The following is a 19,810-nucleotide window of genomic DNA, read 5'->3' as shown; positions in this document are numbered from 1 at the left end:
CAGGGAGTTGTCATGGGCATGCCTGCCGCCCGGGTCGCCGACATGACCCCGCACCCCGGGGTGATCACCGGTCCCGGTGTGCCCACCGTGCTGATCGGTGGCATGCCCGCGGCCGTGGTCGGCGACCTGCACACCTGCTCGTTCCCGCAGCCGCCGCACCCGCCGACGCCGATCATCCCGCCCGGTTCGCTGACCGTGCTGATCGGTGGCAAGCCGGCGGCGCGGGTCGGCGACAAGTCCGGCTGCGGCGCGCCGATCCTGCCGCCCGGCTGCCCGACCGTCCTGATCGGCTGAAAGGAGGCTGCACGATGCGGGATCCGTCACGGTTCGTCGGCGCGGGGTGGGCGTTTCCGCTGCGTACCGACCCGACCGGCTCGATCGCCCTGGTGCGCGGCGATCGGGAGATCGTGGAGAGCATCCGGCTCATCCTGGCCACCGCGCCGGGTGAGCGCCCGATGCGCCCGGAGTTCGGGTGCAACATCCACGAGCTGGTCTTCGCGCCGGCCGACGCCTCCACCGCGGGGCGGATCGCGTACGAGGTGCGGGTCTCGCTGGAGCGCTGGGAGCCGCGCATCGACCTGCTCGACGTACGCGTCGGATTCGCCCCCGGCCGGTCCGAGACGCTGCTGATCGACATCGACTACGCCATCCGCGGCACCAACGACCCGCGCAACCTGGTCTTCCCGTTCTATGTCATCCCCTCGCGCGGCGGCAACGCCCCGGACGAGATCGAGGCGGGCCCGAGCGCCATGGCCCGCATTACCGGAGGAAACTGATGCCGCTGCCGGTGCCCAACCTCGACGACCGCCGTTTCCAGGACCTGGTCGACGAGGCGAAGCGGATGGTGCAGGAGCGGAACCCGGAGTGGACCGACCACAACGTGTCGGACCCGGGTGTCACGCTCATCGAGACGTTCGCGTTCATGACCGACCAGCTGATCTACCGGATCAACCGGATGCCCGACCTGCATCTGCTCCGGTTCCTCGACCTGATCGGCGTGTCCCTGCTGCCGCCCACGATGGCCACCGCCGACGTGACGTTCTGGCTGTCCGCGGTGCAGGACGAGGCGGTCACCGTGCCCGGCGACTCGCAGGTCGCCACCGTGCCCGCCGAGTCCACCGACCCGGTCGTCTTCACCACCCGGGCGGCGCTGCGGATCGAGCCGTCCCGGCTCGAGCGGGTGATGACCGCGACCCCGGACGGCAACCCGATCGAGCGGAGCGAGGATCTGAAGTCGGGCGTGCCGATCCCGGTGTTCAGCGCCGAGCCGCAGTCCGGCGACACGGTCTACTTCGGCCTGTCCAACCCGGTGCCCGGCGGGGCCGTGCTGCTGCGGGTGGAGTGCGAGGCCGAAGGCGTCGGCGTCGACCCGCGCTACCCACCGTGGGAGTGGACCGCCTGGGACGGCGACGGCTGGGTGCCGTGCGAGGTCGGCAAGGACTCCACCGGTGGCTTCAACCGGACCGGTGACCTGATCCTGCACCTGCCGGCCGGGCACGCCGCGTCGGTGGTGGGCCGGCAGCGGGCCGGCTGGCTGCGCTGCAAGGTGGTGGAGCCCGACCTCGGTCAGCCGCCGTACCGGCAGTCGCCCAAGCTGACCTCGGCCGTGGCCAGCACGGTCGGCGGCACCACCCGCGCGGTGCACGCCGAGGTGGTCCGAGACGAGACGCTGGGTCTGTCCGAAGGGGTGCCCGGGCAGCGGTTCCAGCTGGCCCGCCGCCCGGTCGTCGCCTCCGACGAGCCGCTGGTGATCGAGGTGGCCGGCGGTGACGGCTGGCAGGAGTGGCGCGAGGTGCCGTCGTTCGCCGAGTCCGGCCCGGAGGACCTGCACTTCATGGTCGACCGGACCAGCGGCGAGGTGGTCTTCGGGCCGGTCGTCCGGGAGACGTCCGGCGGCCTGCGCTACTACGGCGACGTGCCGCCCAAGGGCGCTCCGATCCGGATCCAGCGCTACCTGACCGGTGGCGGCCGCCGCGGCAACGTGGCCCGCGACGCGCTGACCGTGCAGCGAAACCCGGTGCCGTTCGTCAGCACGGTGACCAACCGCCGCCCGGCCTCCGGTGGGGTGGACGGTGAGTCGGTGAAGGACGCCGCCGTGCGCGGGCCGCTCAGCCTGCGTACCCGCTATCGTGCGGTCACCGCCGAGGACTACGAGCTGCTGGCCCGCGAGGCCGCACCGGAGGCGGCCCGGGTGCGGTGCGTCCCGGTCGGTGACGACTCGGCCGCGGTCCGGGTGCTGGTGGTGCCCGCGGTCGCGCCCGGCGACGACGGCACGACCGACTTCGCCGACCTCAAGCCCAACCCGGAGATGCTCGGCCGGATCGCCCGGTACCTGGAGGAGCGTCGCTGCCTGGGCGCCCGGATCTCGGTCGAGCCGCCGTTCTACCAGGGCGTCACGGTCGTCGCGTCGGTGGTGGCACACCGGCGCAGCACCTCCGAGGCGGTCCGCGATCAGGCCCGGGAGGCGCTGTACGCGTACCTCGACCCGATCTACGGCGGCCCCTCCGGTGACGGCTGGCCGTTCGGGCGCCCGATCCAGGCCGGCGACATCTACGCGGTCCTGCAGCGGCTACCCGGCGTCGACCTGGTCGAGGACGTGCGGCTGTTCGGCGCCGACCCGATCACCGGCCAGCGCGGCAACCCGGTGCAGCGGCTCGACCTGCCCGGCAACGCGCTGCCGTTCTCGTTCGGGCACCAGGTCCGGGTCACCGGGAGCCACTGATGCGTCTCGGCCTGCCCGGCGTGTCGACGCCGCATCCGATCGGCCATCGGCTGCCCGCGGTGTTCCACGAGGACGAGTTCACCCAGCGGTTCACCGCCGGGCTGGACGAGGTGCTGGCGCCGCTGTTCCTGACGCTGGACTCGTTCCCCGCGTACCTGGATCCGCGTCTCGCCCCGGAGGACTTCCTGGCCTGGCTCTCGCAGTGGGTGGCTTTCCCGCTGGACGACGCCTGGCCGATGGCGAAGAAGCGCGAGCTGGTCGCCAACGCGGTCGACCTGCACCGCCGGCGCGGCACCACGGGCGCGCTGGCCTGGCAGGTGCGGCTGCTGACCGGCGGCGAGGTCGAGGTGACCGACAGCGGGGTGTGCCGGTGGAGCGAGCAGCCCGGCGAGGATGTGCCCGGCGACGACCGGCCGTGGGTGACGGTCAAGGTCCGGGTGGCCGATCCGGCGGCGGTCGACGCCGCCCGGTTGCGTTCGGCCGTCGTCGACGCGGTGCCCGCGCACGTGCGGGTCAACCTCGAGATCGAGCAAGCATGACATTCGGGTACGAGGAGAAACATAGATGATCGTCTGTCCGGAATGCGGGACCAGGAACCCGGCGGGCACACAGTTCTGCGGCGAGTGCGGCACGTTCCTGGAGTGGGCCGGCGACGACGCCGGGAAGTCCACGGCCACCACCGCACAGACCGCGCACGGTGGCGGCACCACGACCGCCGCCCCGGTGTCGCCGCCCAGGCCCGACCTCCCGCCGGAGCCCCCCAAGCCGGTGGAGACCAAGCCGGTCGAGGCCGCGCCGGTCGAGACCAGACCGGTCGAGGCCACGCCGCGGCCGCCGCGTCCGCCGGAACCGGGGCCCGAGCGGCTCGCCCCCCGGCCGCCCGAGCCGGCGCCCAAGCCGGTCACCGAGGCCACCCCGGCCGACACCGGCATCCGCCTGGTCCAGCCGGATGCCAAGCAGCGCCGGTACAACCGGGACACCAGTGACGAGCCGGCCACCGAGACGCCCGGCGACATCGAATGCGCCAACTGCGGCATCGGCAACATCGCCACCCGCAAGTTCTGCCGGTCCTGCGGCCACCTGCTCGCCCGGCCCGCCACCGAGCAGAAGCTGTCCTGGTGGCGGCGGCTGTGGAACAGGATCACGGGCAAGGGCCGGCGGTACGAGGCGGGCACCCGGCGGGTCCGGCGGGCCGGCGGCGGCTGGTTCCGCGCGCTGATCGCGCTGCTACTGGTCGGCGGGGCCGGCGTGGCCGCGTTCACCGTGCTGCCGACCCGGTACTACCTGAACCGGGCCGTCACCGCGTTCCGGGACCGGTCGTCCGACCCGGTGCCGGTGCGGCCGACCGTGCTGCACGCCTCGTCGTCGCTGTCCGGCACCAACCCGGCCATGACCGCCGACGGGGTGATCAACCAGTACTGGGCGCCGGCCCGGGGCAAGGGCCCGGCCGGTCAGTGGGTCGAGGGCACCTTCGAGCAGCCGGTGCGCCTGCTCAACGTGATCGTCACGTCGGGCATCTCGGAGAAGCAGGACAAGTTCGTCACCCAGTCCCGCCCGCACGACGTCATCGTCACCACCACCGACGATGACAACGAGCAGAAGACGTTCCCGCTGGTGGTGCAGGACAAGCCGGCCGCGCAGACCTTCGAGATCAAGGTCAGCAACGTCAAGAAGGTCCGGCTGACGATCATCTCCTGCTACGACGCCCACAGGAGGAACGCGGTGTGCGCGATCGGTGAGATCGAATACCGCAAACGAGGCTAGGACGCGTTGCGAACCAGGGTCTCGCTCGGCTCGGTGATGCCGAGCGAGGCCAGCATCTCGGCGTACCCACGCCGGGCCCGGGCCGCCGCGGCCGGGCTGGGCACCAGCTCGCAGGCCCCGATCAGCAGCCGCCAGCCCGGGTCGCTGTACCGGTCGATCTCGACGCAGCGGCGGGCGGTCAGCATCGCGTCGGACACCGCCCCGGCGTCCAGTTGCAGCTGGGCCAGGTCGGCCGCGGCCTCGGCGGCGTGCCGCTGGAGCAGGGCGCGTTCCGCCACGACCCATTCCGCCGGGCCGTCCTCGGGGAGCAGTTCACCGCCGTACGTGTGCAGCGCGACCCGCAGCGCGTACGTCCGCCCCGGGGTGTCTTCGGCCAGTTCGCAGCGTTGCGCCTCGCCGAGCGCGGCCCGGAACCGCGCCACGTCGCTCTCGCCGCCGCGGGGCAGGGCCAGCTCGTACGCCTCGCCGTGCCGCACGATCAGCTCGGACTGCCCGCGCCCGAGCCCCGGCTCGAGGAACGTCCGCAGGCTGGACAGGGCCACCTGGAGACTGCGGGTGGCCTGGGCGATCGGCATGTCCGGCCAGAGCGCCTCGATCAGGTTCTCCCGGTGCACCGGCCGGCCGGCGTACGTGGCCAGCAGCCGCAGCGTGGCCCTGGTCCGCGGCTTGATCAGCGACAGATCGAGCTCGACGCCGTCCCGCCGGATCCGGAAACCGCCCAGGCACCACACCTCGATCGGCGGCGGCTCGTTGACCTGCGCCCGGCGGGTGACGCCGGCCCAGTGCGTGGCCACCGCGACCGGCAGCCCGCACTCGGCGGCCAGCGCCGGCACGTCGGCTCGGGTGGTGCCGCAGCGCGCCGCCGCGGCCAGGGCGGCCACCCGGGCGCCGGGCACCCCGGCCGAGCGGGCGAACGCGTCGGCCCGCTGCGCCTCCAGCTCGGCGTCGGCCAGGGAGGACCGCGCCGAGGCCAGCGCCAGCAACGATTGCGCCCACGCGGCCAGCGCGGCGGCGTCGACGGCGCGGCATCGTTCCAGCCACCGGGCGGCCTCGTCCACATCGGTCGCGTCCGGTTCCGGGGCCAGCGAACGGGCCAGGCAGATCAGGCCGAGCGCGAGCACCGCACCCCACTCGTCGGCGTCCCGGTCGCACTCGCGGACCACCGCGCGCGCGTCGGCCAGGGCGTCCGGGTCGCCGCTGAGCGCGGCGCCGGCCCGGGCCAGCCGGACCAGCCACGGCAGCCGGGCGCGTTCGGCCGCGGCCAGCACCGCGGCCAGTCCGGCTTTGGCCTCGGGCCGGCGTTCGGCCGTGGCCAGCACCGCGTCGAGCAGCTGGGCCCCCAGTTCGGGCAGGTCGGCGGCCTCGGGGGAACGTTCGGGCAGGGTCCGGCGGACCTCGGCGACGTTGCCGGCGATCAGGTGCGCGAGCGCGGCCACCACCGGCTGGTCGGCCGACGTGCTCGCGGTCAGCGCCGGATGACCGCGGACGGCCGACCGCAACCGGCCGAGCCCGGGGCCGGCCGGTGCGTTGCCGCCGGGCAGCCACACCGCCACGGCGTGGCGCAGGCCGCGGACCGGGGCCCGGCTGCGCTCGTCACCCAGGTGTTCCTCGGCCTGCCGGAGTCGTTCGACCGCGGCGGTCAGCCGGCCCCGGCCGATCAGCTGTCGGGCCTCGGCGTAGATCAGCCACGGGTCGCCGGCCACCAGCCAGCCGGGCAGCAGCTCGCGCCACGGCTCGATGTCCTCCTCGGCGACCCGGCCGCCGAGTTCGTCGAGCAGGCCGCGGACCTTGGACCACTCCTCGGCCCGGGCGTACCCGCGGGCGGCGTCGACCAGCGCGCCCTCGTCGACCAGTTGCCCGGCCGCACGGGCGTGCCACTCGCGGGCGCCCGCCTCGCCCAGCTCCTCGGCCAGGCTGCCGCCGAGGTGGGCGCGCAGCACGTCGTGGTAGCGGTAGGTCTGGCCGCCGTCGCTGGTGGACGTGAAGGCCTGCCGGCGGTCGAGTTCGGCCAGCAGGCGGGCGCTGTGCCCGGGCCGGCCCAGCAGCCGTTCGCAGCGGTCGGCCGTCAGCGTCTCGAAGACGCACGTGCGCACCATGAAGTCGCGCAGTTCGGCGGGGAGTTCGGCCAGCACCGTACGGGCCAGGTAGCCCCGGGTCAGCGCCGAGCGCCCGTCCAGCGCGGCGATCGCCCGGCGCCGCTCGGCCAGGGAGCGGGCGCTGGTAGACAGGTGGAACATGTGCACGCCGGCGGCCCAGCCGTTGAGCCGGCGGGTCAGCGCGGCCACGTCGTCCGGTGGCAGCGGTTCCCGATAGACGTCGGCCAGCAGGTATTCCACCTCCCAGGACCGGAACCGCAGGTCCTCGGCGCCGACCACGGTGGTGGAGTCGAGCTCGTGCCGGGAGAGGTTGAAGCCGGGCATGCGCCGGGTGCCGATCAGCACGCGCAGGGCGTCGGGGGCTCGCAGGATCAGTGACTCCAGGGCCGCCTCGGCGTCGGTCCCGTTGAGGTAGTGCAGGTCGTCGATGATCAGCAGCCGGTCGTCGGGCGGGGCGGCCGCGAGCCTGCGGGCGACCGCGTCGATGCTGGCCGGCGCGGGTTCACCGGGCTCGCCGACCGCCCGCCAGACGCCGCTGACCACCGCTTCGGGGGTGGCGTTGCCCGGTTCGACCTGCCACCAGCCGACCGCGCCGGGCCAGCCGTGGGCGTACTGGGCGAGTAGCGTGGTCTTGCCGGTGCCCGCCGGGGCGGCGACGATCGCCAGCCGGGCCGTCCGCAGGCCGCCGAGCGCGTCGATCAGCCGGGGACGCAGAAGGCCGACCCGCGTCGGGCGGCGCAACAGCGGCCCTGTCGACACACGTCCTCCCCGGGTGGCGACCACAGTTCGATCATGCGGCGGTTGCAGCACGTGCTCGACATGCTACCGATCCGTATTGATGTGAATTGAGGTTTCCAGCCTCCTGTCCAAAGCCGACAGTTGGCTTCTTTTCCCAGGTCAGTCCGATCAGGACGAGATCCACGGCGGTCGTTTGACGATTCGGTCCGTATTCCGTCAGCCGTTCGGTCACAACCTTTCTTGTGCCTTAAGTCACCCGACTGGCGAACACCCTCGGAAGTCGCCGGTTCAGCTCCGGAGCGTTACCGCGGCGATGGCGGCGGCCAGCTGGTCCGGATGCGACAGGAACGGCGAGTGGGCCGTGTCGAGCTCGACCACCCCGGTCGGCGCGACCGAGACGGCGTCGATGTCGCGCACGAAACGCTGCTGCAGAGCCGCCGGGACGGCGTTGTCCTTGGTGCAGACGACGTACGAGTGCGGCACCGCGCCGAACCGCTCGCGGGTGATCGGCAGCGCCTCGGTCGTGATCCCGAGCGGGGCGTCGCTGGTCAGCAGGCCGATGGCCGCGTCGGCGGTGCCCGCGTCGACGTCGTGGTAGAAGGTTTCCCGGATCGCCGCGCGCTGCCCCGGATCCACCCGCATCACGTTGACCGCGAAGGCCTCGGGCGCGAGCAGCCGGTTCACCATCTCGCCGGCGTTCTCCGGGCCGGCGAAGTACTCGACGACGGGCGCGGCCACGGGCGCGAACGCGGTCACGTAGACCAGGTGCCCGAAGAGTTCCGGGGCCTGCTCGGCCGCCGCGGTCGCCACCGCGCCGGCCATGCTGTGGGCCACCACCACGCACGGCTCGCCCCCGCCGACCAGCCGGATGTCCTCGACGAGCGAGGCGGCGGCCGACGACGCGGTGATGGTGCCGGCCGGAATGCTTGCTCGCAGACCGTGACCATCGAGATCAACTGCTACGGAGGGTACGCCCTGAGCGGCGAGGCGGGCGGTGACCGGACTCCAGCACCACGTGCCGTGCCAGAAGCCATGGACGAGAATGACTGTTCGCATGCCGACGACCGTAAAGGCCGTTTTTCGGGTCAACCACGCATCAGTTGTACGTGGACAGCGCGGCCAACCGGTCTGCTGTCGGTGTGCCCGGCGCCGCCTTCATCAGCAGCAGCCGCTGCCGGGACGAAGCGCTGGTCAGCACCGAACACTCGAGGTCGAGCCGGCCCACCCGGGCGTCGTGCACCACCTTGGCCGAACAGTGCAACGCCGACACCGGGTGCCTGTCCCACATCTCGGCGAACTCACCGCTGGCCGCCCGCAGCTCCGCCACCAGGGCCGCCGCGGCCGGGTCGCCGCCGCGCCGGCCGACCGCCGCGCGCAGGTCGGCCACGTAGGCCAGCGAGGTATCGGCCTGCTGCCCGGGCGGGTCGAGCCGGTCCCGCCAGCCCGGCTCGGTGAACCACAACCGGACCAGGTTGGCCCCGGCCAGCTCGCCGAACAGCAGGACGTTGAGGCGGTTCTGCGCAATCAGCCCGCCCAGCTCGTCGGACATGAAGCCGGGCGTGGTCGCGGCCACCTCGTGCAGCACGTAGGCCAGCTCGGGGTCGGCCGCCTCGGTCGTCGCCCGGGCCGGTGGCGCCTGGCCGGCCAGCAGATAGAGGTGCTCCCGCTCGTCGTCGGTCAGCCGCAGCGCCTCGGACATGCCGGCCAGCACCGTCGCCGATGGCTGTGGGCCCCGGCCCTGCTCCAGCCGCTCGTAGTAGACCACCGACATGTGCGCCAGCTCGGCCACCTCGTCGCGGCGCAGGCCAGGTGTGCGGCGCCGGGCCCGGTCGGGCAGCCCGACCTCGGCCGGGGTCAGCCGTTCCCGCCGCCGGCGGAGGAAATCACCTAGTTGTTCACGAGTCCGCACAGCCGGAGTTTACTGGCCGGCCGCCGCCAGCTCGGGGGTGAACCGTTCGGTGCGGCCGCGGCCGGAGCGCTTGGCCTCGTACAGCGCCAGGTCGGCGTTGTGGACCAGGGATTCGGCGTCCTCGGCGTACTCGTCCAGCACGGCGATGCCGATGGACACCCCGATCGTCACGGTGCGCCCGTCGATCTCGTACGGCTGGGACAGGTCGTGCCGGATCCGGTCGGCCACCGAGACCGCCGCGTCGTTGTCGCGCAGGCTCCGGCACAGCACCAGGAACTCGTCCCCGCCGAAGCGGCTGACGAAGTCCTCGGGCCGGGTCGCCGCGATCAGCCGGGCGCCCACCTCGGCCAGCAGCCGGTCGCCGACCGCGTGCCCGTATGTGTCGTTGACCGGCTTGAACCCGTCCAGGTCGAGGAAGAGCGCCGCCACCGGGCCCTTCTGCGCCATCGCCGACTCGGCCTTCTCCAGGAACAACGCCCGGTTGGGCAGCCCGGTCAGCGTGTCGTGCAGCCGCGCGTGAGCGAGCCGGGACGAGCTGATCAGCATGGCCGCCCCGACCAGCAGGATCAGCGTGACCGCGGCGGCGAACCCGGCGAAGATCAGCCAGGCCGCCCGGTTGGTCTGCTGCACCGGCGCCAGCAGCCCGGTCCGGGACGTCGCGATGACCACCCGCCACGCCGTTCCGCTGACCGGCAGCGAGAGGTAGTAGTCGCCGCCGACCATGCCGTGGCCGGTACGCATGGCCACGGCGGCCAGCCGCGCGTCCGGGATCGGCCGGCCGACCCCGGTGTCGTCGGTGGCGGCGATCGTCGCGCCGGTGCTGTCGACGATGTACGTGCGGCTCGCCGTCACGTCCAGCGTGCTGCGCACCACGTCGCTGAAGTCGCTCGAGACGGTCGGGATGACCAGGACCCGGGTGCCGCTGGTGGTGGGGAACGGCTGGAAGGCGTACAGCATCGGGACGTCGTTCTCCATCGTCACGTCGCTGTAGGCCAGCTTCCCGGTGGTCACCGCGAGCCGGAAGCCGGGGCTGCCGGGCAGCTTGGCCGCGTTGGTCGTGACCGACCGGGGCGAGGCGCCGAGCACCGTGCCGTCCGCCCGCAGCACCGCCAGCCAGGCCACGCCCACGCGCTGGACGTCCAGCACCGAGCCCAGGCCACCGGCCGGCCCGGCGAAGGTGCTCATGGCCCAGTCCCGGGTCTTGCTGTCGCTGGCGGTCACCGTGTCGCTGGTGACCCCGGCGACCAGCCGCGCCCGGGCGTCGAAGTCGCCGAGGATGCGGTCGCGCGCCTCCTGCTGGGTCTGTTTCAGGTAGAGACCGACCCCGCCGACCATGGCGATGGCCAGCACGACCACGCACCCGGCGGCGATACGGCGCAGATGCGGGAACCAGGCACTGGAGGACACACCAGCTGTATCGGCCGTCGCCGGAAATATCTGAGGATCAGGCCGCCACGGCGCGTTCGGCCGCGGTGAACGGGGGCTCGGCCGGCGGGGCCGAGCGCGGGCCGCGGGCGGTGGCCAGCACCGTGCGCGGGCGGAAGAGCCGGGCCGGCGGTGCGTTCAGGCTGAACACCCGTACCAGCTCGGCCGCCACGTCCGGGCGGTCCAGCGCGGTGCGGAACAGCCGGTGCTGATAGCGCCAGATCAGCCGGTCGGCGGCCGAGGGCGCCGCCCCGCGTACGTCGGGAAAGCGCACGTCCGACCCCGCGGCGTGCCCCCAGCCCTCGGCCGCGGCGGCGGTGATCGCCGCCTGGTCGGCCCGGTCGCGCAGGATCAGCGCCTGCTTGGCGGCGATCGACATGCCGTGGCCGTACACCGGGTTGTAGGCGGCGACCGCATCACCGAGCGCGACCAGCCCCTCCGGCCACTCCCGGACCCGGTCGTAACGCCGCCGCCGGTTGGCGGTCGTGTTGGTCACCCGGACCGGCCCGAGCGGTTCGGCCCCGGCGATCAGGTCGCCGACGATCGGATGTCGCATGGCCTGGGCGAACGCCACGAACCCGTCCTCGCCGGCCGGCGGCTCACCCCCGCGCGTGCCAGAGAGCGTGACCAGCCAGCGCCGGTCCTCGATGGGCATGAGCGCGGCGGTCTGCCCGGGCCGCCCCCGGGCCGGGTCGGCCTGGATGTTGACGATCGGGAAGTCGCCGGCCGGCGCCCGGAACAGCCGGGTGGCGTAGCGCAGCCCGGAGTCGACCACCTGTTGCGGCACCTCGGCCAGGCCCAGTTCGGCCAGCCAGTGGGTCAGCCGTGAGCCCCGTCCGGTGGCGTCCACGACCAGATCGCAGTTCACCACCTTTTCCGCCGTACGTACGCCGGTCACGCGCCGCGCGTCCCCGGTGAGCCCTTCGGCCGTGGTGCCGTCCAGCAGCCGTACCCCCGGAAGGGCCAGCACCCGCCGCCGGACCACGTGGTCGAGCAGGGCCCGGCTGCAGCTGATCACGAACTCGTCGGTCGGCCACCGGGGCAGCCAGCCCTGTGGCAGCAGCATCACGTAGCCGTGCGGCAGCCCGAGCCGTTGCGCGCCGGCCGCGATCCACTCGTCGACCGTGCCCGGGAGCAGCTGGTCGACGATCCGGGCGCCGCTGGACATCAGCACGTGCGCGTGGTGCCCCTGGGGCAGGCCGCGGCGGTGTTCCGGGCGGTCCGGCAGCTCGTCGCGTTCGATCAGGGTGACGTCGTAGCGGGGCGCGAGCGCGGCGGTGGCCAGCAGCCCGGCCAGCCCGGCGCCGAGGATCACAGCTCTGCCTTCAGTCCGGTCAGGGGCGGTGGTGGGGCTGTGGACGGCGTGCATGAGGGACTCCTCAGTTGGGGTCGATCTTCTCGGCCAGCTCGGCGCTGATCCGCAGCAGCTCGCGCAGGGTCTCGTCGCGGTGCGCGTCCATCCACCGGGTCGGCGCGGTGATGCAGACGGCGCCGGCCAGGTGCCCGTACCGCCGCAGCGGCACGGTCACGCTCTGCCAGCCGGCCACCGGTGACGGGCCGAACGCGTAGCCGTGCGCCCGGATCGCCGCGATCGCCGGGTCGGCCACCACCCGGCTCTCGACCAGGCCGGCCAGCATGACCCGGCCCGGCGCGTCCACCGACAGCGGCGCGCAGAACAGGATGTCGGAGGTGAGCTGGCGTTCCGCGTCACCGAGCAGCTCGTCGTGCTTCGGTGCGAAGTACGCCAGGCAGTACCGCATCGGCGTGTCCAGCATCAGCGGCACGTAGAGCAGCACGGTCTGGCCGGTGGTCTTCTGCAGGGCGGCGAGCAGCAGCCGGGTCCGGCGGGACAGGGCCAGCATGGACCCGGTGCCGGTCTGGCTCAGCCGGGACGACGGGGCCGGCTCGACCGCACCGGTGGAGGACTCACCGGTGCGGTCGACGAGCGAGTACCGGCCACGGTCCGCCTTCGACACGGTGCCGACGCGGATCGCCGACTGCAGGATGCGATGCGCCGTGGACGGTTCCAGGCCGGCCTGCGTGGCGACGTCGCGCAGCCGGTGCGGACCCGGCCCGAGCGCGGCCAGCGCGTCGAGCAGGAGGAAGGCGCGATCATTGGCGGTGCGGGCAGCGGATGGGGTCACGATCGTCACGCTTTTCTCCCCGTTTCGAAAGAAGAAACCATTGGCTGGGAATGACAGCGATAAATCTCCATTCCGACATTTGTCAGAAAGTTGCCGGTGAGCGTAACTCCGCTTCGTGTCTAATGTGTAGCCTTCGGTAATGTAGTGATCATCACCTCGAAACAGGATTTTCAGAACATTCCATTGGGTACCCTGGATGCTTCTGGAACGGGTTGCTCGACATCCCAGTGCTCAATGATTCGACCGTTTTCGAGACGCCACAGGTCGACCACCGCGAGCCCCTCGCCGTCCTCGCCCGCCAGCTTCATGTTGTGGTGCACGGCCACATGGTCACCGTCGGCCAGGATCAGCTTGATGTCCGAACTGCCACCGAAGAACGCGGCCTCGGCCAGATGGTCCAGATAGGCCTGTCGCCCCGACGGCGCGTCCGGGCTGTGCTGCACGAAACCCTCGCCGATGACCTCGGTCAGACGGGTCAGGTCACGATGCGTGAAGAACTGCTCGTAGCACTGGCGGATAATCTCCTTGTTGCGCTCTGCCGACATGCGCTTCTCCTCTTTCGGGTAGACGGTGTTCACCAGCTGACCGGCAACCGGCGAATGCCGTGGAAGTCCATGGACTCGGTTACCGGCAGTGCTTCTTGGGCCTCGGCCAGGCGCAATCCCGGCAGCCGGTCGAAGAGCTTGGGAAGAGCCACGGCGAGCGTGTCCCGGGCCAGCCGGTGCCCGATGCACTGGTGCGCGCCGAAGCCGAACGCGAGGTGCTGCCGGGCGTTGTCCCGTCCCGGGTCGATCCGATCCGGGTCCGGGAACCGGGCCGGGTCCCGGTTGGCCGTCTGCAGGCTGAGCACGACCCCCTCGCCGGCCCGGATCACCTGATCACCGACCCGCAGGTCCTCGGTGGCGACCCGCGCGATCCCGAGCTGGATGATCGTGTGGAAGCGCAGCAGCTCGTCCACCGCCACCGGCCGCCGCCGCAGCGACGGATCGGTCAGCAGGCTGTACGCCCCCAGCGCGATCATGCTGGCCGAGGTGTCGTGCCCGGCGCCGAGCAGCAGCACCAGGTTGTGGATGGCCTCGTCCTCGGTGAGCTCGCCGCTCGCCACCGGCCCGCTGGTCAGCCGGCTGACCAGATCGTCCCGGGGCTCCGCGGCCCGGTGCCGGACCAGGCCGCGCAGCAGTTCGGTGATGCCCTGTCCGGCGGCGAGCTTGTCCTGGTCGGACCGTTCCCCGTCGGTGAGCACGGCGGTCAGGTGCTCGAACTCCTCATGGCAGTCGTACGGCACCCCCAGCACCCGGCAGATCACGCCGGACGCGACCGGCAGGGCGTACCCGTGAACCAGGTCTTGCGGCGCCGGCCCGGCCCCGAAGCGCGCGACGCACTCCTCCGCGACCTCGTCCAGCATCGGCCCGGCCCGGCGGGTCGCCGCGAGCGTGAACTCGGCCGCCACCATTCGCCGCAGCCGCCCGTGCTCGGGTTCGTCCACCCCGATGAAGGTCCGGTTGAGCGGCGGCGTCTCCACCGCCGCCCCGAACCGTGGATAGCCGTCCCTGGTGGCGTCCGAGCTCAGCCCGGTCCCGCGCAACAGCCGCCGCACATCGTCGTACCGCGTGACCAGCCAGGCCTCTTTCCCGCTGGGCAGCACGATCCGAGTCGCCGGTCCGGCCTCCCGCCACGTCCGATAAACACCCGGCGGATGCAACGGCTCCTCCCGCCGCGCCGGATACGCCCACCCGCCCCTTTGCTCTGCGTACATCTAGTCACCTCCTGGTCGTGTGACACCGGGCCGGCGTCCTCGTTCCGACGAGTCCGGCCTGGTCACGGCCTTGCCGTGGCCCGCAAGAACGGGAGTGGCGGCATCGTGCGGACCCGTTCGACCTCCCGGCCGAGGTCCAGCAGCGCGAGGTCGCTACCGGGTGGACCGATCAGTTGCAGTGCCACCGGAAGTCCACTTCCGATCACTCCGCACGGCACCACCAGCGCCGGTCGACCCGACATCGTGGCCAGCGTGGCGAGCGGCCACGACGCCGCCACCGCCGGGAGGTCGGCCGGCGGGCGCCAGGGCGGCACCCCGAAGGCCGGCGTGATCAGCACCGCGAGATCGTCCCGGCGCTCGCGGGCGGCGGCCCGGCGCGCCGACCCGTGCGTCGCCCGGGCCGCGGCCAGCCGGGCCGGTGGCAGCGATCGGCCCGCCTCGACCTCGGCGCGGATGCCGGCGCCGAGCCGGTCACCGAACCGGTCCACCCGCGGCCCGTGCAGCACCGCGGCGCGATGCGCGAGCAGGTCCAGGCAGGCCTCGTGCCAGCCGTCCACCTCGGGTGACACCGCCTCGACGGGGGCGCCCAGCGCGGCGACCACCTCGGCGCAGACCTGGGCGATCTCCGGATCGACGGGCACCCGGCCGCCCAGGTCGGCGCTGTAGCCGATGCTTCGTACCGGCCGGGCCAAGGGCAGGTCGGGCGCCATCGCCCGGAGCATCAGCAGCGCGTCGCCGACGTCCCGGGCGATCGGGCCGTGCACCGTGAAACCCGGCACCGGGTCCCCGGCCGGCGCGACCGGCACCAGGCCCGGCGTCGGTCGGAGGCCCACCACACCGCAGAACGCCGCCGGTATCCGGATCGACCCGGCCGTGTCCTCGCCGTGGGCCAGCCACGAGGTGCCCGACGCCACCGAGGCCGCCGCCCCGCCGCTCGACGCGCCGCAGGTCAGCGCCGGATCCCACGGGTTGCGGGTGGTGCCGAAGAGATCGTTGGTCGTGTCCGGACCGGACAGGAACTCCGGCACGTTGGTCTTCCCGATCACCGACAGGCCATGCGATTCGAGCCGTCGAACCAGCGGATCCGACGCGCGGCTGACCGCTTCTGCTCTGGGCGTGGGACCAGGAGGCGACCATTGGTACGCAGAGCAAAGGGCCGCGGAGCCGAAGGTGGTGGGGAGGCCGGCCACGTCGATCACGTCCTTGACCGTGATCGGGAGCCCGACCGGTGGCGCCGGCACCCGCAGCGGCACGGCGTTGATCACCGGGTCGACCTCGGCCAGGCGGTCAGTCACCGCGGCGAGGACCTCGGTCGCGGTGAGCCGGCCGTCGCGCAGCCGGGTCAGGACCGCGCGCGCGGGCAGCGAGAGCAGACTCATGCCATCGCCCGGTTCGTGGGAGACCCCGCCGTCGGCCGGCTCGTACGGGATCCGGTCGGCGGCCGGCTCGCGCGGGATCATGCCGTCGGCCAGCTCGCGCGGGCGGCCAGCTTGTCGAACTGGCGGACCTCGGTGTGGAAGCCGTCCGAGCGGCGGGCGACAGTGACCGCGGCCGGGGAGTCGAGCTCGACGAAACGGAAGAACTGCAGCGAGACCGAGAGCGGCAGGAAGTTCGGGTCACCCGACTCGGCCACCACGGCCTGGCGCATCGCCTCGGTGAGGAGCATGCCGGGGGAGTGGTCGGTCGGGTTGTCGAAGAAGTTCGGGTGCTCGGGGTCGACCCGGAGGCGGAAGCCGGCGCCGCCGGGAGCCGGGGAGATCACCACGTCGCGGGTCTGGGCCTTGCCGGCGGTGCGGGCGTCGACCGCGGGCGGTATCGCGTCGCGGGACGTGACGACCGAGTCGGGGTCGCGGCCGCGGACCTTGAGGTAGGTCTCGTTGGGCGGAACGATGGCCTGGCCGGTGCCGGTGGCGATGCGGTCGCCGCCGCGATAGAGGGCCAGGCCGATGGTGGTCTGCATGATGTTCTGGGTCGACGACGAGCGTGCGGTGGTCAGTTCGGCGATCAGCTCGGTCGGTTCGGCGGTCATCTTCAGGCCGGCCGGGTCCACGGTGAACTCGACCGAGCGCATGATCTGCATGGTGGCCAGCGGCACGTCGTCGACGACGTGGGCGATCAGCAGCGCGGCCTGGCGGAAGGTCTCCAGCACCAGGATCGGGTCGTGGGTCTCGTGGTCGAGGGTCGAGTAGTAGCCGCCCAGCCGGGACCAGACGGCGCCGGCCCGCAGGGCGTTGCCGTCCTTCTCGAACGAGGTGATCAGGACCGTGGTCGTGTCACCGCGGTCGACCAGCGCGCGCGGCACCAGGGTGTCGAAAGTGATCATGACAACTCTCCTGCGAAGGCGGACATGGCGGGCGGGAATGGCGGCACATCCACGTCGGTCGTGGCCAGGGCGACCTCGAAGGTGGGTGCGTGCAGGTAGGCGGCAGCGTGCGGGGCCAGGTCGGCCGTCAGGGTGCGGTCGGCGAGCTTCCGGCGTACGCACACCGCCCGGCCCGTGGGGTTGAAGGCGAACAGGCCGACCGGAGCGCCGGACGGATCCTCGTGGACGAACGCGACGCCGGGATCGCTGGCCGGATCGGCGTACCGCGGAGCCGGCAGGAGCCGGGGCAACGTCTCGGCGGCCACGGTGATCGGCACCAGCACGTCGCCGATCTCCGACCAGCCGGGGCGGGCCCGCTCGGCCAGCACGATCACCGAGCCACCGGTGTCACGGTGCCGGCGCAGCAGCGCCAGCAGCTCGTCGTCCGGGTCCTGTGCGCCCAGCGGCAACAGCCAGACGTCACCGACGCGGTCGGCCGGCGCGGTCCGCTCGGTCAGCACGTCGACCCGGTACTGGTGGTGGGTCATCAGCGCGACCGAGGCGTCGATCGCGGCCCGCAGCACCGCGCCGGCCGGGCCGTCGGCCTCGGTCCACGCCGCCGAGCGGGCCAGCACGTCGGGCACGAGCAGGGCCAGGTCGGCCGAGAACCGTGCGCCGTGCGGGGCGTCCGGCGCGCGGAGCAGGTCACGCAAGGCGTGCAGGGCGTGCAGGTTCGGCTGGGTACGACCGTTCTCGTGCAACGGAGCCCCGGGGCAGTACGGCGGCCCGTAGTCGGCCGGGTCCAGCCCCTCGGAGCGCAGCCCGGCCGGGTCCAGGTCGATCTCCGGCCCCCAGTGGGTCGTCGCCGTCGACGTGTAGACGCTGCACGTCGACGAACCCAGCCCGAGGGCCAGCAGCGCGTGGAACAGCACCGTGCCGGGCCGGGCGAACGACTCGTCGGTCCAGGTGAAACCCCAGTTGTCCTCGACGTTGCTGGACCGGCGGGCCCGCACCCCGAACCAGTGCGCGGCGAACGCGTCGGCCGACCGGGACGCGTTGCCGACCCAGCTGGTGTAGCCCTCGCGGAAGCCCAGCCCGTCCAGGTCGGCGGTGCGCAGCAGCCAGCCTGCCGCGCTGCCGGCTACGGTCAGATCGGGCAGCGGCAGGTTGATGATCGCCTTGTCCCGGGCCGCGGGCGACAGGGCCGAGGCCAGATCGGTGTACTGCGCGGCGAGCACCCGCCCGCCGTGCCGGGCCCAGGCGGCGCGGACGGCCATCGGCCAGTTCCGTGGCGTGGCCCGTGCCGCCTCACCGAGAGCCAGGGACGGGTCGGTCCCGGCCAGCGCGTCGATGAAGGAGGAGACGGCCGGCGCCGCGAAGTCGTGCGCGGTCACCGCCCGGTTGGCGTCGCTGTAGACGCCCTCGTTGCCCAGCTGCACGGCGACGACCGGGCCGTCCGGAGCCAGGTTGGGCGCCAGAACCTGCTCGTCCACGGCCGACAACCAACGGCGGGCCTGCTCCGCGTACGCCGGACCGAACGTGCTCGGCAAGGCCAGCGCCTGCGAGGTCACCGGGTTCCCGTCGGCGTCCAGCACCGCCGGCAGCGCCGGGTCGACGGTCGGGCTGACCCGGTCGGGCAGCCCGCCCAGCTGCACCTCGCCGTGCACGAACGGGCCGGGCTTGAGCACGGCCCGCATGCCGTGCGCGGCGATCAGCCGGAGCAACCGGAGCACGTCGCGCTGGGCGTCGGTGGCACCGCTGAAGTCGTACCCCTCGTCGATCTCGTGAAATCGCCACGGGATGTAGCAGGTGACGACGTCGACGCCGGCCGCGGCCAGGGCGGCCAGGTTGGCGTCCCAACGGTCGGGCAGCGCGCGGTAGTACGGGTACTCGCCGTAGAGCAGGGGCCGGTCGCTCATGCGGCACCGCCCGGCTCGATGACGATCTTCAGGCCGGCGTACGCGGCGCCGGTGCCGACGCCCAGCGCGGCGAGCGCGGCGTCGACCCGGTCGAGTCCGAAGTGGTGCGACACGATCCGTTCCAGCGGCAGGTCCCGGGCCATCCGCACGGCCCGGCCGAAGACCTGGCTGTTGTAGTCGCCGGCCCCGATGATGCGCAGGCCGCGCTGGAGGATCTCGAGCGGCCGGACCTCGGCCCGGGCCCGCTCGTCGAAGCCCATGACCACGACCCGGCCCAGGTGGGCGGCGAGCGCGCAGGCCTCGGCCAGCAGCGACCCGACGGTGTCGACCACGACGTCGGCCGGTGGCGCGGACCCGTCCACGGCGACGGTGGTGTCCTCGAAGAAGGTGCGCGCCGCGTCCAGCCGGAACGGGTCCTTCTCGATCAGGTGGACGGTGGCCCCGAAACGTTCGGCGGCCAGCGCGGTGACGGTGCCGATCGGGCCGGCTCCCAGCACCGTCACCCGGTCGCCGGCGCCGACCGACGCGGCCAGCAGGTTGTTGAGCACGCAGGCCAGCGGCTCGACCAGCACCGCCCGGTCGTACGACATGCCGTCCGGAATCAGGTGCAGGAACCGTTCCTCGAGCCGCATGAACTCGGCGAACGCCCCGTCCCGGTCGATGCCGATCTCGTTGCCGGTCTTGTTCTCGCAGAAGTTGAGCACCCCGTCCCGGCACGGGTCGCACAGCCCGCAGTACAGCGTCGGGTTGACGATGACCCGGTCGCCGGGCTTGACCGTGGTGACGCCAATGCCCGTCTCGACGACCTCGCCGACCGCCTCGTGTCCCATCACCACGCCCGGCTCGGCCGGAAACTTGCCGAGCAGCACGCCGCGATCCGTACCGCAGATGCCGACCTGCACCACGCGCAGGACCACGTCGTCCGGTGCCGTGCACGCGGGTTTCGGGCGGTCGACCAGTTCCAACGTCCGATCGGTGCCCAGTACCAGGGCTTTCATCTGTGTCCTCCCTTGTCAGTGGTAGACCTGGGCGGTA

Annotated in this window: 17 protein-coding genes; 5 read left to right on the top strand and 12 right to left on the bottom strand. The window is 72.9% G+C overall.

Translation table 11 applies throughout. The annotated features are described in order from the left end of the window. The first annotated feature begins 12 nt into the window (after positions 1 to 12). From ACGFIO_RS06485 to ACGFIO_RS06465, 5 genes are read left to right on the top strand one after another with little or no spacing between them, the layout of a single operon-like run. Entirely contained in the window at positions 13 to 294 is a 282-nt protein-coding gene (locus tag ACGFIO_RS06485; RefSeq protein WP_392822894.1) for a PAAR domain-containing protein, read from the top strand. A gap of 14 nt (positions 295 to 308) precedes the next feature. After that, positions 309 to 776, top strand: coding sequence for a GPW/gp25 family protein (locus ACGFIO_RS06480; protein WP_392822893.1), 468 nt, complete (start codon positions 309 to 311; stop codon positions 774 to 776). Further along, positions 776 to 2,722 (top strand): putative baseplate assembly protein, encoded by a 1,947-nt coding sequence (locus ACGFIO_RS06475; RefSeq protein ID WP_392822892.1) that lies wholly within the window; start codon positions 776 to 778, stop codon positions 2,720 to 2,722. The genes ACGFIO_RS06480 and ACGFIO_RS06475 overlap by 1 nt, the downstream gene beginning before the upstream one ends. Beyond that, the gene (locus tag ACGFIO_RS06470) at positions 2,722 to 3,261 is read left to right on the top strand and encodes a phage tail protein (RefSeq protein WP_392822890.1); all 540 of its coding nucleotides are present in this window, start codon (positions 2,722 to 2,724) and stop codon (positions 3,259 to 3,261) included. The genes ACGFIO_RS06475 and ACGFIO_RS06470 overlap by 1 nt, the downstream gene beginning before the upstream one ends. 25 nt (positions 3,262 to 3,286) lie before the next feature. Continuing rightward, complete coding sequence (locus ACGFIO_RS06465; protein WP_392822888.1) at positions 3,287 to 4,486, top strand: zinc ribbon domain-containing protein; 1,200 nt, start codon at positions 3,287 to 3,289, stop codon at positions 4,484 to 4,486. Here the strand turns inward: ACGFIO_RS06465 and ACGFIO_RS06460 are convergent. The 12 genes from ACGFIO_RS06460 to ACGFIO_RS06405 form a co-directional block, all read right to left on the bottom strand. Further along, positions 4,483 to 7,341, bottom strand: coding sequence for a winged helix-turn-helix domain-containing protein (locus ACGFIO_RS06460; RefSeq protein ID WP_392822886.1), 2,859 nt, complete (start codon positions 7,339 to 7,341; stop codon positions 4,483 to 4,485). The two genes, ACGFIO_RS06465 and ACGFIO_RS06460, sit on opposite strands and share 4 nt — an antisense overlap. Before the next feature lie 267 nt (positions 7,342 to 7,608). Continuing rightward, positions 7,609 to 8,376 carry an alpha/beta fold hydrolase gene (locus ACGFIO_RS06455; RefSeq protein WP_392822884.1) on the bottom strand — a complete coding sequence of 256 codons (768 nt, stop codon included), beginning with the start codon at positions 8,374 to 8,376 and terminating at the stop codon, positions 7,609 to 7,611. Between the two features lie 40 nt (positions 8,377 to 8,416). Continuing rightward, positions 8,417 to 9,229, bottom strand: coding sequence for a helix-turn-helix transcriptional regulator (locus ACGFIO_RS06450; protein ID WP_392822882.1), 813 nt, complete (start codon positions 9,227 to 9,229; stop codon positions 8,417 to 8,419). 9 nt (positions 9,230 to 9,238) lie between these two features. Then, positions 9,239 to 10,636, bottom strand: coding sequence for a diguanylate cyclase domain-containing protein (locus tag ACGFIO_RS06445; RefSeq protein ID WP_392822880.1), 1,398 nt, complete (start codon positions 10,634 to 10,636; stop codon positions 9,239 to 9,241). 37 nt (positions 10,637 to 10,673) lie between these two features. Continuing rightward, complete coding sequence (locus tag ACGFIO_RS06440) at positions 10,674 to 12,023, bottom strand: NAD(P)/FAD-dependent oxidoreductase (RefSeq protein ID WP_392822878.1); 1,350 nt, start codon at positions 12,021 to 12,023, stop codon at positions 10,674 to 10,676. Positions 12,024 to 12,033: 10 nt separating this feature from the next. Next, entirely contained in the window at positions 12,034 to 12,807 is a 774-nt protein-coding gene (locus ACGFIO_RS06435; protein ID WP_392822876.1) for a helix-turn-helix domain-containing protein, read from the bottom strand. 161 nt (positions 12,808 to 12,968) lie between these two features. After that, complete coding sequence (locus ACGFIO_RS06430; RefSeq protein ID WP_392822874.1) at positions 12,969 to 13,376, bottom strand: nuclear transport factor 2 family protein; 408 nt, start codon at positions 13,374 to 13,376, stop codon at positions 12,969 to 12,971. Next, positions 13,373 to 14,554 (bottom strand): cytochrome P450, encoded by a 1,182-nt coding sequence (locus ACGFIO_RS06425; RefSeq protein WP_392822872.1) that lies wholly within the window; start codon positions 14,552 to 14,554, stop codon positions 13,373 to 13,375. The genes ACGFIO_RS06430 and ACGFIO_RS06425 overlap by 4 nt, the downstream gene beginning before the upstream one ends. Positions 14,555 to 14,616: 62 nt before the next feature. After that, positions 14,617 to 16,014 carry an amidase gene (locus ACGFIO_RS06420; protein ID WP_392822869.1) on the bottom strand — a complete coding sequence of 466 codons (1,398 nt, stop codon included), beginning with the start codon at positions 16,012 to 16,014 and terminating at the stop codon, positions 14,617 to 14,619. Beyond that, on the bottom strand, positions 16,011 to 16,877 hold the full coding sequence (locus tag ACGFIO_RS06415) for a ScbA/BarX family gamma-butyrolactone biosynthesis protein (RefSeq protein ID WP_392822867.1): 867 nt from the start codon (positions 16,875 to 16,877) through the stop codon (positions 16,011 to 16,013). The genes ACGFIO_RS06420 and ACGFIO_RS06415 overlap by 4 nt, the downstream gene beginning before the upstream one ends. Continuing rightward, complete coding sequence (locus ACGFIO_RS06410) at positions 16,874 to 18,775, bottom strand: beta-galactosidase (RefSeq protein ID WP_392822864.1); 1,902 nt, start codon at positions 18,773 to 18,775, stop codon at positions 16,874 to 16,876. Before ACGFIO_RS06410 ends, ACGFIO_RS06415 begins: the two co-directional genes overlap by 4 nt. Further along, the gene (locus ACGFIO_RS06405; RefSeq protein WP_392822861.1) at positions 18,772 to 19,773 is read right to left on the bottom strand and encodes a zinc-binding dehydrogenase; all 1,002 of its coding nucleotides are present in this window, start codon (positions 19,771 to 19,773) and stop codon (positions 18,772 to 18,774) included. The genes ACGFIO_RS06410 and ACGFIO_RS06405 overlap by 4 nt, the downstream gene beginning before the upstream one ends. Positions 19,774 to 19,810: the final 37 nt, after the last annotated feature.

It is taken from the genome of Actinoplanes sp. NPDC049265 (assembly GCF_043197135.1).
Lineage (GTDB): Bacteria > Actinomycetota > Actinomycetes > Mycobacteriales > Micromonosporaceae > Actinoplanes.
The sequence above is the reverse complement of the archived record's forward strand: the minus strand, read 5'-3'. Positions and strand labels throughout refer to the sequence as shown.